This window comes from Micromonospora sp. CPCC 205546 (genome assembly GCF_036902715.1).
Taxonomy (GTDB): domain Bacteria; phylum Actinomycetota; class Actinomycetes; order Mycobacteriales; family Micromonosporaceae; genus Micromonospora.
In genome coordinates, this window is the sequence record NZ_JBAKHL010000104.1 from 1 (window position 1) to 16,416 (window position 16,416).

10 protein-coding genes are annotated in these 16,416 nt (G+C 74.4%); 1 reads left to right on the top strand and 9 read right to left on the bottom strand.

Annotated features, from left to right (window positions below; translation table 11 throughout):
• The 8 genes from V6U77_RS28170 to V6U77_RS28205 form a co-directional block, all read right to left on the bottom strand.
• Positions 1–4,633 (bottom strand): amino acid adenylation domain-containing protein (locus V6U77_RS28170; RefSeq protein ID WP_334609783.1); only part of this gene is annotated, 4,633 nt, incomplete at its 3' end.
• Entirely contained in the window at positions 4,630–9,642 is a 5,013-nt protein-coding gene (locus tag V6U77_RS28175; RefSeq protein WP_334609784.1) for an amino acid adenylation domain-containing protein, read from the bottom strand. The genes V6U77_RS28170 and V6U77_RS28175, both read right to left, overlap by 4 nt.
• 67 nt (positions 9,643–9,709) lie before the next feature.
• Positions 9,710–9,916, bottom strand: a complete 207-nt coding sequence (locus V6U77_RS28180) for an MbtH family protein (protein WP_091630399.1) — start codon at positions 9,914–9,916, stop codon at positions 9,710–9,712.
• Positions 9,913–10,950, bottom strand: coding sequence for a 2,3-diaminopropionate biosynthesis protein SbnB (gene sbnB / locus V6U77_RS28185; protein WP_334609786.1), 1,038 nt, complete (start codon positions 10,948–10,950; stop codon positions 9,913–9,915). Before sbnB ends, V6U77_RS28180 begins: the two co-directional genes overlap by 4 nt.
• A complete protein-coding gene (gene sbnA, locus V6U77_RS28190; RefSeq protein ID WP_334609787.1) occupies positions 10,944–11,924 on the bottom strand; it encodes a 2,3-diaminopropionate biosynthesis protein SbnA in 981 nt (326 codons plus the stop codon). Before sbnA ends, sbnB begins: the two co-directional genes overlap by 7 nt.
• 98 nt (positions 11,925–12,022) lie before the next feature.
• Positions 12,023–13,384 carry a condensation domain-containing protein gene (locus V6U77_RS28195; RefSeq protein WP_334609788.1) on the bottom strand — a complete coding sequence of 454 codons (1,362 nt, stop codon included), beginning with the start codon at positions 13,382–13,384 and terminating at the stop codon, positions 12,023–12,025.
• The gene (locus tag V6U77_RS28200; RefSeq protein ID WP_101410848.1) at positions 13,381–13,620 is read right to left on the bottom strand and encodes an acyl carrier protein; all 240 of its coding nucleotides are present in this window, start codon (positions 13,618–13,620) and stop codon (positions 13,381–13,383) included. Before V6U77_RS28200 ends, V6U77_RS28195 begins: the two co-directional genes overlap by 4 nt.
• A 23-nt stretch (positions 13,621–13,643) precedes the next feature.
• Complete coding sequence (locus V6U77_RS28205) at positions 13,644–14,600, bottom strand: beta-ketoacyl-ACP synthase III (protein WP_334609789.1); 957 nt, start codon at positions 14,598–14,600, stop codon at positions 13,644–13,646.
• A gap of 179 nt (positions 14,601–14,779) precedes the next feature.
• Between V6U77_RS28205 and V6U77_RS28210 the strand changes: the two genes are divergently transcribed.
• Positions 14,780–15,613: an SDR family NAD(P)-dependent oxidoreductase gene (locus V6U77_RS28210; protein ID WP_334609791.1), complete on the top strand. Its 834-nt coding sequence runs from the start codon at positions 14,780–14,782 to the stop codon at positions 15,611–15,613.
• On the opposite strand, the gene V6U77_RS28215 is transcribed toward V6U77_RS28210, so the two are convergent.
• Positions 15,585–16,331, bottom strand: a complete 747-nt coding sequence (locus tag V6U77_RS28215; RefSeq protein WP_334609792.1) for an SDR family oxidoreductase — start codon at positions 16,329–16,331, stop codon at positions 15,585–15,587. The two genes, V6U77_RS28210 and V6U77_RS28215, sit on opposite strands and share 29 nt — an antisense overlap.
• Positions 16,332–16,416 lie beyond the last annotated feature (85 nt).

A 16,416-nucleotide genomic window follows, 5' to 3' on the forward strand; every position in this document is an offset into this window, starting at 1 on the left:
CCTCACCCGCCGGCAGACACACCACCGACGCGTCACCGTCCACGTCGGCGACCATCGCCTCCAACACCGCCCGGTACATGCCACCGAGGCGGGCGACCTGGGCCACGCCGAGGTGGCGCAGGTTGGCCTCCAGCGTGATGAAGCCGAGCCGGCTGATCACGCCCAGTGGGAACTCGTTCGGGCTGTCGTCGATCGAGTCGGCGTAGTCGATCTCGTCGGTGTCGATCTGGTGGAAGTCGTGGAAGCTGAACCGGACGTCGAGCATCCGGCCGCCGTCGCCGATCTCCCGTTGGAGCACCGGCAGCGGGTACCGGCGGTGCGGCCACAGCTCCAGCTCCCCGGCGAACGTCCGGGCGATCAGCTCCCGCCAGGTCCGCGCGCCCGCGTCGTGCACGAACGGCACCGTGTTCAGGTGCATCCCGTAGACGCGGTCGGCGCCGGCCACCTCGGGCCGGATGTTGCACACCAGGCCGGTGAAGAACGAGCCCGACTCCGTGAGCTGGCTCATCACCTTCAGGTGCGCTGCCAGCATCACCGACTTGAACGGCACGCCGGTCTGCCGGGCCAGCGCCCGCAGGCCCGGCTCCAGGTCGTGCAGCGGCACCCAGTGGTCGTACTGGGCGCCCTGCTCGGCGGTGGGGTCGCCCCAGCCCTCCGGCAGGACGAACCGGTCCCGGCCGGCGACCCGGTCGTGCCAGAAGGCGCGGTCGACCCCCTCGCCGGTGGAGCGCAGCTCGGCGGCGACCGCGTCGACGAAGCGCACCGGCGGCGTCGGGCGGGGCTCGACCGGCAGCCCGGCGCGGATCCGGTGGTACGCGCCGACCAGCTCCATCATCAGCGAGTGGTAGCTCCAGCCGTCCATGATCGGGTGGCACTCGGTGAGGGTGAGCCACCAGCTGCCGTCCGCGCAGACCCGCGCGTGCAGCCGGAACAGCGGCGGCCGGCCGAGGTCGAACATGTCGGCCCGCTCGGCGGCGATGAAGTCGCGCAGCTCGCGCTCCAGGCCGGCCCGGTCGGTGGCGCGCGCCCGGTCCATGCCGACGGGCATCTCGGCGGTGGCGTGCACGAGCTGCATCGGCACCGAGAAGCCGGTCAGGTCGAACGACGTGCGCAGCACCTCGTGCCGGCGCACCAGCAGCGCGGCGGCCTCCCGGAACGCGTCGAGCGAGAACTCTCCGGTGTCGGGGATGCGGTAGGTGGTGGCGTTGAGGTAGTGGTTGTGCTCGTCGGCGAGCATCTCCGCGAGCATGCCGAGCTGCACCTGGGTGCACGGGTACGCGTCGACGACGCCGTCGGGCAGCGCGGCCCGGTCGGCCTCGGAGATCAGCGCGAACGGCTCGACGGCCGGCTCCGGCGCGGCCGGCGCGGGGCGGCCGGTGAGGAACTCCGCCAGCTCGGCGATGCTGCGGCGCTCGAAGAGGTCGCGCACCTGCACGTCGAAGCCGCCGGCCCGGATGGCGGCGGCGAGCGCCACGGCGCGGATCGAGTCGCCGCCGACGTCGAAGAAGCCGTCCTCGACGCCGACCCGCTCCAGGCCGAGCAGTTCCGCCCAGATCGCGGCGAGCCGCTCCTCCACCTCCGTACGCGGCGCCAGGTAGGGCCGGTCGGTGGCGGTGACCGTACGGTCGGGCGCGGGCAGCGCCCGCTTGTCGAGCTTGCCGTTGACGGTCAGCGGCAGCCGGGCCAGCGGGACGAACGCCGACGGGATCATGTACTCGGGCAGGGTGCGGGCCAGCGCCGCGCGCACCTGCCCCGGCCTGGGCAGCTCCGCCTGCTCGTCGACGACCGAGTACGCCACCAGGCGCCGGTCGCCGGGGGTGTCCTCGCGGACGACGACCACGGCCTCGCGCACCCCGGGCAGGGCCGAGATGGCGGCCTCGATCTCGCCCAGCTCGACCCGGTAGCCCCGGATCTTCACCTGGTCGTCGATGCGGCCGACGAACTCCAGGCTGCCGTCGGCGCGCCGGCGGGCCAGGTCGCCGCTGCGGTAGAGGCGGGCGCCGGGCGGGCCGAACGGGTCGGGCACGAACCGCTGGGCGGTCAACTCGGGCCGGTTCAGGTAGCCCCGGGCCACGCCGGGCCCGCCGACGTGGATCTCGCCGGGGACGCCGACCGGGACCGGGTTGCCGTACGGGTCGAGCAGGTGGATGCTCAGGTCGGCCAGCGGGACGCCGATCGGGTTGGCGGTGCCGGCCAGGTCGTCGGGGCGCACCTCGTAGTAGGTGGCGTGCACGGTGATCTCGGTGATCCCGTAGAGGTTGAGCAGCCGGGGCGCGGCCAGTCCGCGACGGGCCACCCAGGGGCCGAGGTCGGCGTACTCCAGCTTCTCGCCGGCGAAGATGACTGCGCGCAGCGCGAGCCGGTCGACGCGGGGGTCGCCGTCGCGGGCGAGCCCGACCAGGCCGCGGAAGGCCGTCGGGGTCTGGTTGAGCACGGTGACCTGCTCCTCGACCAGCAGGTCGAGCAGGTCGGCGGGGGAACGGGTGACCTCCCGGGGCACCACCACCAGCCGGCCGCCGTGCAGCAGCGCCCCCCACAGCTCCCACACGGACACGTCGAAGGCGTAGGAGTGGAACAGCGGCCACACGTCGGCGGGACCGAAGTTCAGCTCGTCCTGCGCCACGGTCGTCAGGCGCAGCACGTTGGCGTGGGTCAGGAAGACGCCCTTGGGGCGGCCGGTCGACCCGGAGGTGTAGATGACGTAGATCAGGTTCTCGGGGTCGACGGCGACGCCCGGGTCGGTGCCGGGACGGCCGGCGATCTCCCCGGCGTGGTCGGGGTCGTCCAGCACCACCACGGCGCCGGCGAAGTCGGCGAACCGCGCCCGGTGGGCCTCGGTGGTCACCACGATCCGCGCGCCCGCGTCGGCGAGCATGAAGTCGAGCCGGTCGGCGGGGACGCCGGGCTCCACCGGCAGGTACGCCGCCCCGGACTTCAGCACGCCCAGCAGGGTGGAGACCAGCTCCGCGCGGCGGTCCAGGCAGACCGCCACCAGCCGCTCCGGGCCGGCGCCGAGGGACCGCAGGTGGTGCGCGAGCCGGTTCGCGGTGGCGTCCAGTTCGGCGTACGTCCAGCGTCGCGCGCCGTCCACGACGGCGGTCGCGTCGCGGTGGGCGGCGGCGGTGGCGGCGAAGACGCCGTGCACCGTGCCGGTCACCGGCGCGGCGGGGCGGGCGGGGGCGGGGGTCGCCGCCGCCAGCTCGGCGTCGTCGAGGATGCGCAGCGCGGAGATCCGGGCGTGCGGGTCGGCGCCGACGTGCTCCAGCAGCCGGCCGAGGTGCTCGGCCATCCGCTGCACGGTGGCCCGGTCGAACAGCGCGGTCGCGTACTCCAGGTGCCCCCGCAGCCGGCCGTCGGCGCCCTCGACGACGTGCAGTTGCAGGTCGACCTTGGCGACCCGGGTGGGCAGCCAGAGCGGCTCGGCGGCGAGGCCGGCCGGCCAGGCGCCGGCGGGGGCGTCGTCGCCGAGGGTGAAGGCGACCTGGTAGAGCGGGGTGCGGGAGAGGTCCCGCTCCGGTTCGAACTCGTCGACCAGCAGCGCGAACGGCACGTCGGCGTGCGCGAAGGCGTCGCGCACGGTGGCGCGGGTGTCGCGCAGCAAGTCGGCGAAGGTCGGGTCCCCCGTCCAGCGGCCCCGCAGGACGAGGTTGTCGATGCCGTACCCGACCAGGTCGCGCAGCTCGGCGCGGTCCCGCACGGACGTCACGCTGCCCACGGGGATGTCGGTCCGGCCGGTGTGGCGCGACAGCAGCGCCTGGAAGGCGGTCAGCAGGGTGACGAAGAGGGTGGTCTCCGCGCCGCGGGCGATCTCCCGCAGCGCGGCGGAGAGTTCGGCGGAGAGCGCGAACGGCACCGACGCGCCCCGCCAGTCGCGCACGCGGGGTCGGGGCCGGTCGGCGGGCAGCTCCAGCGGGGCGATGCCGGCGAGGCGGTCGCGCCAGTGCTCCAGGTGCCGCTCCAGCGGGTCGCCGCGCAGCCGGTCGCGCTGCCACGCCGCGAAGTCGGCGAACTGCACGGCCGGCGGCGTCAGCGGCGAGGACTCGCCCCGCACGTACGCGCCGTACAGCTCGGCCAGGTCGCCGAGGAGCACCGCCGTGGAGGGCGCGTCGCAGGCGATGTGGTGGATCACCAGCACCAGCAGGTGCTCGGCCTCGTCCAGGCGCAGCAGCATCGCCCGTACCGGCCACTCGGTGGCCAGGTCGAAACCGGTGGCGGCCAGCTCGGCCGTCGCCTCGGCGACCCGGTCGTCGCGCTCGGCCCCGGCCACCCCGGAGAGGTCGACCAGCGGCAGCTCCCGCGGGCGGGGCTCGTCGACGACCTGCACCGGCGTCAGGTCGGCCATCGCGTACCGGGTGCGCAGGATCTCGTGCCGGGCGATCAGGGCGTCCCACGCCCGGGCCAGCGCGGCCCGGTCCAGCGGGCCGCGCAGCCGCAGCGCCGAGGAGACCAGGTACTCCGGGCTGCCGGGGTCCAGCCGGTTGAGGAACCACATCTGCTGCTGGCCGAAGGAGAGCGGCAGGTCGCCCGAGCGGTCGACGGTCGGGATCCCGGCCCGTCGGCCGGCGGCCCGGCCCGCCAACCGGCGTTGGACGAGCGACTCGCGCAGGTTCGGCTGGTTCGCGGTCGAGGTCATGCCTGGTGCTCCTTGGTCTGGCGCAGGTCTTCGGTCAGGTCGGCGTCGGAGAGCGCGTCCACCTCGGCCCGGATGAGGTCCTCCACCGCGACCGCCATCGCCTCGACGGTCGGGTGCTCGAAGACGAGCCGGAGCGACACGTCGAGGTCGAACTCCTCCTGGAGGGCGGCGACCAGCCGGCCCGCCAGCACGGAGTGCCCGCCCATGGCGAAGAAGTTGTGCCGCACGCCGACGGGCACGCCCAGCAGGTCGCTCCAGATGGCGCAGAGGCGTTCCTCGACGACCGTGCGCGGCGCGACGAGGGCGTCCTCGGCGCCGGCCGCGCCGCTCGACACGGCGTGCGAGAGCAGGTCGAGCAGGGCGGCGCGGTCCACCTTGCCGTTGGCGTTGAGCGGGATCTCGGCCACCGGCACGAGCAGGCTGGGGGTCATGTAGTCGGGCAGCAGCCGGGCGCAGTGCGCGGCCAGGTCGGGCGCCTCGCCCCGATGGAAGGCGACCAGCCGTTCCTCGTGGACGATGACCACGCACCGGGTCACGCCGGGGTGTTCCTCGACGACCGCGCGGATCTCGCCGAGTTCGATCCGGTAGCCGCGCACCTTGACCTGGTCGTCGACGCGGCCGACGAAGTCCATCACCCCGTCGGGGCGCATCCGGACCAGGTCGCCGCTGCGGTACAGCCGGCTGCCCGGCGGCCCGTACGGGTCGGGCACGAACTTCTCGGCGGTGAGGTCCGGCCGCCCGGCGTAGCCGGTGGCCAGGCACTCCCCGCCGATGTGCAGCTCACCGACGACCCCGACCGGCAGCAGCCGCAACGCGTCGTCGAGCACCCGGACGGTGGTGTTCGCCATGGCCCGGCCGATCGGCACGATGTCGGTCGTCTGCGGCGTGCGCACCGGGTGGGCCGTCATGATCACGGTGGTCTCGGTCGGCCCGTAGCTGTTGGTGAGGCCGCCCGGTCCGAGCCGGTCCAGCCACCGGTTGGCGATCTCCCTGCGCAGCGCCGCGCCGGCCGTCCAGATCAGACCGGAGAGCTGGGCCGCCTGCTCGTCGTCGAGCTGCTCGGTGAGCAGTTCCAGGTGCGGCGGGGTCATGATGAACCGGTCGAACGGGCCGGCCTTGACGAGCAGGTCGCCCAGCTCGGCGACGTCGAGGGCGGCGGGCAGCAGCGTCACCGACTGCCCCGCGACCAGCGGGCTGAACAGGTTGGGGATGGACAGGTCGAAGGCGATGGTGGTGAACAGCGGCGCACCGCCGCCGCGCCCCGCGCGCGCCCCCCGGTCGCCGAGCGCCTCCGTCTCGACGGCGCAGGCGAGGAAGTTGGACACCGCCCGGTGCGGCAGGAGCACGCCCTTCGGGCGGCCGGTCGAGCCGGAGGTGAACAGCACGTAGGCCGTCTCGGCCGGGTCGGTGTCGCGCTCCGGGCGGTGGGTGGGGCCGGTGCAGACCATCAGCCGGTGGGTGTCCACGTGCAGGGTCGGCACGGTGAACCGGGGGGCGTACGCCGCCTGCGTGACGCCGAGTTCCACGCCGGCCGTGGCGAGCATGTGCCCGATCCGCTCGGCCGGGTACGACGGGTCGAGCGGCAGCACGGCCGCCCCCGCCTTCCAGGTGCCGAGGATCGCCGCGACCAGGTCGACGCCCCGGTCCAGCAGCACGGCCACCACCGCGCCCCGGGCGACGCCGGAGCGCCGCAGGTGGTGGGCGAACTGGTTGGCCCGGTCGTCCAGCGTCGCGTAGGTGGTGGTGAGGTCGCCGTGCCGCAGCGCCACGGCGTCCGGGGTGCGACGGCGCTGGGCCTCGAAGAGGTCGCAGACGGTCGCGGGGTCGCGGGGCAGGTCGGGACCGTGCACCTCGTGCAGGAGCTGGTGGCGCTCGCCCGGTGCGAGCAGGTCCAGGTCGTCGAGCGGGGTCCGCGGCTCGGCCACCGCCGCGGCGAGCAGCCGCAGGAAGTGCGCGGCCATCCGCCGCACGGTCGACTCGTCGAACAGGGCGGTGGCGTACTCCAGGCTGCCGGCCAGGGTGCCGTCCGGGCGCGGCCAGACGTGCATGGTGAGGTCGGTCTTGGCGATGCGGGCCGCGCGGCGCAGGGCGTCCAGCAGGGCCTCGTCGTCGGTCGACTGGCCGGTGATGCCCCCCTCCTGGGCGTTGAGCATCACCTGGTAGAGCGGGGTACGGGAGAGGTCACGGACGTCGACGAGGTCGTCGACGACCCGCTCGAAGGGCAGGTCCTGGTGGGCGAGTGCGGCCAGGGTCCGGGCCCGCACCGCCCCCAGGGCCGCCTCGAACGGGGCGGACGGGTCCAGGGTGCAGCGCACCACCACGGGGTTCAGGAAGACCCCGGCGATCTGCTCCGTCTCGGGGGGCCGCCGGCCGGAGGTGGGCGCGCCGACGGCCACGTCCCACTGGCCGCTGTAGCGGGCCAGCAACGTGGCGAAGCCGGTGAGCATGGTCATGAACGGGGTCGCCGAGCAGCGCCGGCCCAGGGCGGTCAGCTCCCGCGCGAGCCGCGCCGGCACCTCGAACTCGACGTGCGCCCCGCGCGGGTCGCGCTCGGCCGGCCGGGACCGGTCCAGCGGGAGGGCCAGCTCGGGCACCCCGGCGAGGTGCTCGCGCCAGAAGCCGAGCTCCCGCTCGACCATGTCGTCGGTGAGCTGCCGGTGCTGCCAGGCCGCGTAGTCGGCGTAGTGCACCGTCAGCTCCGGCAGGTCGGGCTCCCGGCCGGCGGCGCCGGCCGCGCAGAACTCCCGCAGGTCGCGCTCCAGGACCGCGGCGGTGCTCGCGTCGGAGGCGATGTGGTGCAGCGCCACGAGCAGCAGGTGGTCCGCCCCGGCCGAGGTGACCAGGGTGGCCCGCCACAGCGGCCCGGTGCGCAGGTCGAAGCCCTCGCACAGCTGCGCGTCGACGAGGTCCACGAGCGGGGCCTCGGCCGCGTCGCGGACCGTGAGGTCGACGGGAGCGGGCGGATCGATGCGCTGGTACGGCTCGCCGTCGCGGGTCAGGTAGCGGGTGCGCAGCGCCTCGTGCCGGGCCTCGAGCGCGCCCAGCGCCGCCCGTACGGCGTCGGGTGCCAGCGAGCCGGGCAGTCGCAGGTAGAGCGGCACCACCCACTCGGGGCTACCCGGTTGCAGCTGGTCCAGCAGCCACAGTCGCCGCTGGGCCGGGGAGAGCGGCAGCGCGCCGGTGCGGGGCACGGGGAGCACCGCCGACGCGGCGGGTGCGTCGTCGGTCAGCAGGGCGGCCTGCGCCTCGACGGTGCTCGCCGCGAGCAGCTCCCGCAGCCCGATCCGCACGCCCGACTCGGCGGCGAGGCGGCTGGCGAGGCGGACGGTCACCAGCGACGAGCCGCCGAGCTGGAACAGGTCGTCGTGCACGCCGACGCGCTCCACGCCGAGCAGCTCCCGCCAGAGCCGGGCGACCAGTCGCTCGGCGTCGGTGCGCGGGGCCAGGTAGGGCGTGCGGTCGGCGGTCTCGACCGGCGGCAGCGCCGCCCGGTCCACCTTGCCGCCGGTGGTCAGCGGGAACTCCGCCACGGGCACGAACACGGCCGGCACCAGGGGTTCGGGCAGCCGGTCGGCCAGGAAGGAGCGCAGCTGCGCGGCGGTCAGGGGACGCCGGGCGGCGACGTACGCGGCCAGCCGGGGGCTGCCGCCGGGTTCGGCGAAGCCGACGACCACCGCCCGCCGGACGTCCGGGTGCGCGGCCAGGGCGGCCTCCACCTCGCCCGGCTCGATGCGTACCCCATTGATCTTCAGTTGGTCGTCGGCACGGCCGACGAACTCCAGGCTCCGGTCCGAGCGCCACCGGACCTGGTCGCCGGTGCGGTAGAGCCGCGCGCCGGGCGGCCCGTACTCGTCCGGCACGAACCGCTCGGCGGTCAGGTCGGGGCGGCCGAGGTAGCCGCGGCCGAGCCCGGCACCGCCGACGTAGAGGTCGCCGACCACGCCGATCGGCACCGGCCGCCGGTTGGCGTCCAGCACCTGCAGGCGCAGGTTCTCCAGCGGCCGGCCGATCGGCACCGGGCCGGTGCGCTGGGCGAGGTCGACCTGCTGGGCGGTGACGTCGATGGCGCACTCGGTCGGGCCGTAGGTGTTCCAGACGCGCACCCCGGGCACCGCCGCCAGCCGCTGGCACAGCTCGGCGTGCAGCGGCTCACCGGCGGAGAAGACCAGCCGCAGCGAGGTGCACCTCGGCCAGTCCGGTTCCTCCGTCACCAGTTGCAGCACCGACGGGACGCCCTGCAGCACGGTCGCCCCGGTCCGGACGACCGCCGCCACCAGGGCGGCCGGGTCGCGCTCGGCGCCGTCCGGCGCGAGCGCCACGGTCGCCCCGCAGATCAGCGGGGCGAAGAACTCCCAGCCGGCCGCGTCGAAGCTGACCGCCGTCTTCTGCAGCACCCGGTCCGCCGGCGACAGGCCGTGCTGTCGGACCGTCCAGGCCACCCGGTTGCCGATGGCCCCGTGGGTGACGACCACGCCCTTGGGCCGGCCGGTGGACCCGGAGGTGTAGATGACGTACGCGGCGTTGTCCGGGTCGATGCGCACCGGCGGCGCGGTGTCCGGCCCGGCCTCGATCCGGGACCGGTCGGCGTCCAGGCAGACCACGTGCGACGGCCCGGCCAGCCCGTCGTCGCGCAGGTCGGCCTGGGTGAGCACGACGTCCACCCCGGTGTCGGCGACGATCCACCGCCGCCGGTCCACCGGGTGCGCCGGGTCCAGCGGCAGGTACGCGCCGCCGGCCCGCCACACCCCGAGCAGGGCGACCACGAGGTTGATCCCCCGGCGCAGGTGCACGCCGACCGTCGACTCCGGGCCGACGCCCAGCCCGACGAGGTGCCGGGCGAGCTGGTTGGCGCGCCGGTCGAGTTCGGCGTAGCCGACCCGCACGTCGCCGGCGAGCACCGCGGTCGCGTCGGGCGTCGCCGCGGCCTGACGGGCGATCAGGTCCGGCAGGACGACGGGGCCGACCGTGCCCGCTCCGGCGGCCGGCAGGGTGGACGAAGGGGTGCTCATCGGGGTGCTCCTCCGGGGTGGGGGGTCGATCGCGGACGGCCGGGGGTCACGCCCTGCCGGGGGCCCGTCAGACGGACGCGCCGTCCATGCGCAGGCGCAGGCTCTTCGGCCGCATGTCGGTCCAGAGCTCGTTGATCCGGCTGAGGCACTGCTCCCGGGTGCCCTCGGTGCCCTCGGCCCGCCAGCCGGCCGGCAGCGCCCGGTCGCTCCACCAGATCGAGTACTGCTCCTCGTCGTTGAGCACCACCAGGTAGCTGCGGTCGTCGTCGCTCATGTTCTCTCCCTCGTGGGTTCCGCGGTCGCCACGGCGGCGGCCGGTACGGGTGTGAAGTCGTCGACGCGCACGCCGAGGCCACGCCGGGCCGCCGTGCGGCGGACGTGTTCGGCCAGCGCGATGTCCAGCACGCCCAGCCCGAACGGCGAAACCACCACCGGGCCGGGGACGTCGGCGGGGGGCAGCGCCGCACCGCCGGCCAGCCGGCCGATGGTGGTGTGGATGAAGTCCCGGCCGCCGGTGAGCTGCTCGGCGAGGTGCAGCGAGGTGCGCTCGCGGCACACGTGGTCGGGGTCGTCGACGACGTTGCGGGCGGCCAGTACCGCCCGGGGGTGCAGGTCCCGCAGCGACAGGTGCAGCACCACGCTCTCCGGCTGGCAGGCGGTCAGCTCCAGGTGCGGCTCGCTGGCGGTGGTGGCGATCGAGACGAGCCGGTGGGCGGCCAGGGCCTGCTCGGCGCCCGCCGCCACGCTGATCGTCGTGTCCGGCAGCAGGGTCGCCGCGGTGGCGGCGAACGCCTCGGCCCGGCGCGGGTCGGCGTCGTGCAGCACCAGCGAGGCCGGCGGCGCCAGGGTCACGGCCAGGAAGCGCAGCACCTGCTGGTTGATGAGGCCGCAACCGATCAGCGCCAGGCCGTCCGGGGGGCGCTCGGTGGTCAGCAGTTGCGCGGCGAGGGCCGCGCCGGCGGCGGTACGGCGGGCGGAGATGACCGATCCCTCGATCACCGCCTCGGGCTGGCCGGTCTCCAGCGAGTTGAGCACGATGGCGGCGCTGGCCCGGTCGAGGCTCCGCTCGATGTTCGCCGGGAAAGAGGAGATCCACTTCATGCCGGCGGCCGGCGGGTCGGTCCCCAGGTACGCGGGCAGGCCGATGATCCGGTTGCGGGCGTCGTCGGGGAAGCGCAGGAAGACCGAGTGCGGCACGCTCGTGCGGCCCTGCTCGTGCAGCAGGTACGCCTGCCGGACGAGGTCGACGACCCGCGTCTCGTCGCCGTCGAGCACGTCCCGGACCACGGCATGGCCGATGATCAGCATTTGTCGCCCTTCCACAGGTGGCTGACCTCGCCGAACTGTTCGGTCACCCACCGATCGGAGTAGATGGTGTCGAGGTAGCGGTCGCCGTTGTCCGGGAAGATCAGGACGCTGGTGCTCCCGGCGGGCAGGTCCGCCATCCGGCGCCGCAGCGCCGCCACCGTCGCCCCGGAGGAACCGCCGGCGAGGATGGCCTCCCGGACCGCCAGCAGCCGGCAGCCGACCACGCAGTCGAGGTCGGAGACGTGCAGCACCTCGTCCGGGCGGGCGTCGGCGGCCAGCGGGGGCACCACGGACGCGCCGTGCCCGGGGATCAGCCGGGGCGCGGACGGCTGGCCGAAGATCGCGCTGCCGACGGCGTCGACCGCGACGATCCGGGTGCGGTGGCCGTTCTCGCGCAGGTAGTCGGCGCAGCCGACCAACGTGCCGCAGGTGCCGGTGGAGCAGAACAGGTAGTCGACCCGGCCGTCCAGCTCGGTCATGATCTCGGCCATGGTCTGCCGCTGGGCGCGGGCGTTGAGCGGGTTGGTGTACTGGTCCGGGCGGTAGGCGCCGGGCACGGTCTCCACCAGCTCACGCACCCGGCGTCGCCGCACCGCGAGGTACTCGCCGGTCACCGGGTCGGGGTGCTCGATCATGTCGATCTCGGCCTGGTACGCGGCCAGCACCGCCAGGTTCTGCCGGGTGGTCTTCGGATCCACCACGCAGATGAACCGGATGCCGAAGTACGCGCAGATCTGGGCCAGGCCGATGGCGAGGTTGCCGGAGCTGGACTCCACCACCACGGACCGCCCCGGCACCAGCTCGCCGGATTCGATCTTTCCGCGCAGCATGTTCAGCGCCGCCCGGTCCTTGATGCTCCCACCCGGATTGAACTGTTCGAGTTTCGCGTACGCCCGGGCGGGAAAACCGGGAAACAACCGGTCCAGGCGTACCAGGGGCGTGTTGCCGACCGTGGAGAGAATTCCCTGATCCATTTCAACCCCCTCTCCGGGCTGACGGAAGGTCACCCGCATCCACCGTGCGGGCGCTGTGCGGCGCCCCGTCGACGACGGGTGCCGGATGACCGGGGCGCTCAGCTCATGCCGAGTTCGAGCAGCATCCGCTCGTCGACGTCGCCGGCCAGGCTGGCGTCGGCCACCGTCGCGGCCGGGTCGGCGCAGGCGGCGCCGAGCAGGGCCAGGTACTGGTCGAAGAACCGCTCTACGGTGGCGCGGTCGAGCAGGTCCCTGTCGTAGTTGAACTCGGTACGCAGCGACAGGTCCGGCAACTGGTGCACCGTCACGGCGAGGTCGAACTGCCCCTCGTCGTACGGCACCACCACCTGGCGGACCCGGTGCCCGACGAAGCCGTTGCTGGTGTCGGACAGGGTGTCGCCGTGCTGCCGGGTGAGCAGCGTGATGGTGACCCGCACCAGCGGGTCCCGGTCCCGGCGCGCCGCCTGGACCAGGGGGAACGGGTAGGCGGCGCGCGCCACCCCGTCCGAGAGCTGGCGCCCGGCGGCGGAGATCGCGGCCGCGAACGTGGTGTCCGGGGCGAACGACGAGCGCAGCACGACCGGGTTCACCAGCAGCCCGACCACCTCCCGCAGCGCCCGTCCCCGCCGCACCGAGACCGGGCAGCCGATGGTGAACTCCCGCTGCCCGGTGCACCGGTGCAGCAGCGCCTCGAAGACGCCGAGCAGGACGGCGAACGGGGTGAGCGCCAGGGCGGCGGCCGTGGCGCGCACCTGCCGGGCGACGTCCTCGGGCAGCGTCCGGGCCACGGCCGCGCCCCGGTACGAGCGGGTGGCGGAGCGGGGCCGGTCGGTGGGCAGGGTGGCGGCGGTGGCCCCGGCGCAGGTGCGGGCCCAGTGCTCGGCCAGTTCGGCGCGGCGGGGGCCCGCCAGCATGGCCTGCTCCCGCGCGACGAACTCGTCGTAGCGGGGGTACGTCGGCCAGTCGACCGTGCCCCCGCCCCGCAGCGCCTGGTACGCGTCGCCGAGGTCCCGCCAGATCAGGTACTGGGAGAGCCCGTCGGTGGCGATGTGGTGGACGACCAGCACCAGCGCGCAGTCCGTGCCCCGCCGCAGCAGCACCGCCCGCAGCGGGCCGTCCTGTTCGAGCCGCAGCGGCCGCTCGCCGACGGCGTGGACGAGCGTACGCAGGGCCGCGTCGTCCACGTCGCCGACGTCGCGGACCTCGACCGCCCCCGCACCGCGGGGGTCCACCAGCCGCACCGGCCCCGCTCCGGTCTCGGTGAACCGGGACCGGAGCAGGTCGTGCCGTTCCTGCAGGGCGACGAGGGCGGCCCGCAGCACGTCGATGTCGAAGGCCGGCTCGGCGAGCACGGCCGACACCACGTTGCTGGTCGAGCTCTCGGGCGCGAGTCGGTACAGCGCCCACTGCGCGGCCTGACCGACGGACAGCTCCCGGGCGTCCCCGTCGCCGGCGTTCACTTGGCGCCGAGCACGAAGTCGGTGAGGTCCCGGACGCGGACGAAGTTGCCGACCTCCTCGTCCGGCACCTCGATGTCGAAGTGCACCTCCGCGGCGCCGAGCAGGTCGACCAGCTTGAGCGAGTCGAGGCCCAGGTCCACGAAGGTGTCGTCGGCGGAGATGGGCCGGTCCGGCTCCTCGGTCATCAGCTTGCGGGTGAGCTGCTCGACGTCGGCGGCCACCTGGTCAACGGTCATGTCGTGTCCTTTCGGGAGGGTGTTCAGGGCATCCGGACGATCTGACCGGCATAGGCGAGGCCGGCGCCGAAGCCGAGCAGCAGCGCCTTGTCGCCGGGTCTGGTCCGGCCGCTCTCGTGCAGCCGGCTCAGCGCGAGCGGCACCGAGGCCGCCGAGGTGTTCCCCGTGTCGATCACGTCCCGGGCGACCTTCTCCTCGGGGATCTCCAGGATCTCGGCGAGCTGCTCGATGATCCGCAGGTTCGCCTGGTGCGGTACGAACCAGTCGATCTCCGACAGGTCCATCCCGGCGCGGGCACAGGCCTCCCGCGCCACCGGGGGGATGTTCTTGGTGGACCACCGGTAGACCAGCGGCCCGTTCATCGAGGCGTACTCCTTGCCGTCCTTGGCCCACTTCGTGCCGAGGATCGGGGCCCGCCGGCCGTCGCTGCCCCACACCACGGGGCCGATGTCCTGGCTCTCTGAGCGGGAGATCACCGCGGCGCCCGCGCCGTCGCCGAAGATGACGTAGGTCGCCGGGTCCTCGGGGTCGATGAACTCGGTGAGGTGTTCGGCGCCGACGACCAGCACGTTGCGCGCCTCGCCGAGCCGGACCGCGTTGGACGCGACCGACACCGAGTAGGCGAAGCCCGCGCAGGCGGCGTTCAGGTCGAACGCGCCGGTGGCCGGGATGCCGATGCGGTGCGCGACCTCCGGCGCGCCGCCCGGGATCCGGTCCCGCTTGGTGGCGGTCGCCAGGATGAGCAGGTCGACCTCGGAGGGGTCGACGTTCGCCATCGCCAGCGCCTTCGCGCCGGCCTCGGCCGACATCACCGGCACGGTCTCCCCGGGACCGGCGGCGTGCCGGGTCTTGATCCCCGTACGCTCCTCGATCCACTCCGTGGTCACGTCCGTACGCAGTGCGATGTCCGGGTTGGTGACCACGCGGGTGGGCCGATAGGCACCGAGCCCGGTGATCGCCGAACCGAAGATGCCCGACATCGTTCTCCCTTCGTCAACCCGGCCGGCAGCCGCGTCGAGGACTGCCGGGAGAACGGTCGGGCAGCCGCCTCATAGCTTCTCTACATATCGACGCGGCATAGGAAAGCCATAGCCGGCGGCGGAATCCTGCGGCGGGCGCGGACCGCCGAGGCCCGAAGACCCGATCGGGAAGGTCCAGGATGAGAGACTTCACTGGCAGGGTGGCCGTGGTCACCGGCGCCGGCTCCGGCATCGGGCGCGCGCTCGCCGTCGAGCTGGCCGCCCGGGGCGCCCGGCTCGCCGTCTCCGACGTGGACGAGGAGGGGCTGCGGGAGACCGTACGCCGCTGCGCGGCCCTCGACGACCGGGTGCGGGGCTACCGGCTGGACGTGACGGACCGGGCCGCGGTGCTGGCGCACGCCGAGCGGGTCGGGGCCGACTTCGGCCGCGCCGACCTGGTCGTCAACAACGCCGGGGTGACCCTGCTCGCCTCGGTGACCGACGGGGCCTGGGAAGACCTCGAGTGGGTGATGGACGTCGACTTCTGGGGGGTCGTGCACGGCACCCGGGCGTTCCTGCCGCTGCTGACCGCCTCGCGTGGCCGGCTGGTCAACGTCTCCAGCGTGCTGGGCCTAGCCGGCGCGCCGATGCAGAGCGGGTACAACGCCGCCAAGTTCGCCGTCCGGGGCTTCACGGAGGCGGTGGCGCGCGAACTGCGGGCCGACGGGGTGCCGGTCGGGGTGAGCTGCGTGTACCCGGGCCGGATCAGGACGAACATCATGCGCAACGCCCGCAACGACGGGCTGCGCGACTACCAGGCGGTCCGGGAGCACTTCGAGCGCTCGGTGGCCGTCACACCCGAGTACGCCGCCCGCGCCATCCTGCGCGGGGTGGCCCGCGACCGGGCCAGGATCCTGATCGGGGCGGACGCCTACCGCACCGACATCCTGACCCGGCTGCTCGGCCCCTGGTACCCGAGGATCACCGGTGACGGCCGGCGGCCGGTCACATCGCGAGGCCGCCGTCCACGGTGATCACCTGGCCGGTCAGGTACGACGCGCGCGAGGAGAGCAGGAACGAGACCACCTCGGCGATCTCCTCGCTGCGCCCGAGCCGGCCCAGGGCCACCCGGTCCCGGGCGACGGTCTCCAGCTCGCCGGAGAGCGCGGCGATCATGTCGGTGTCGACGTAGCCCGGCGCGACCACGTTGGCCCGGATGTTGTACCGGCCGACCTCCTTGGCCAGCGCCTTGGTGAACCCGATGACCCCGGCCTTCGAGGCGGAGTAGTTGGTCTGCATCGGATTGCCGGCCACCCCCGACACCGAGGAGACCGTGACGATCGACCCGGCGCGCCGGCGCATCATCCGGCGGACGACCGCACGGCAGAGGTGGTACGTGCCGTCCAGGTTCACCTCCATGACCGCGTGCCAGTCGGCGTCGGCCATCAGGGCCAGCGGCCTGTCGCGGATGATGCCGGCGACGCTGACCACCGCGTCGGGGTCGCCCAGCTCCCGCTCCGCGGTCGACACGAACTCCCGCACCGCCGCGGCGTCGGCGACGTCGACCATCATCGCCAGCACGCGCCCGCCGTCCCGGGCCGCCTCCGCGACGACCTCGTCGGCGGCGTCCTTGCTGGACTGGTAGCACATGGCGACGTCGTAGCCGTCGCGGACGAGCTGCTGCACCACGGCGCGGCCGATGCCCCGCGAGCCGCCGGTGACCAGGGCGACGGGCCGCCCGCCGGCACTCACCGGGCCACCCCGACGCCCGCCGCCGGGGCGCCCGTGGCCGCCCGCGGGTCGGGGCCGGCCTGCGGGTCCGGGCCCGCCGGGTGGT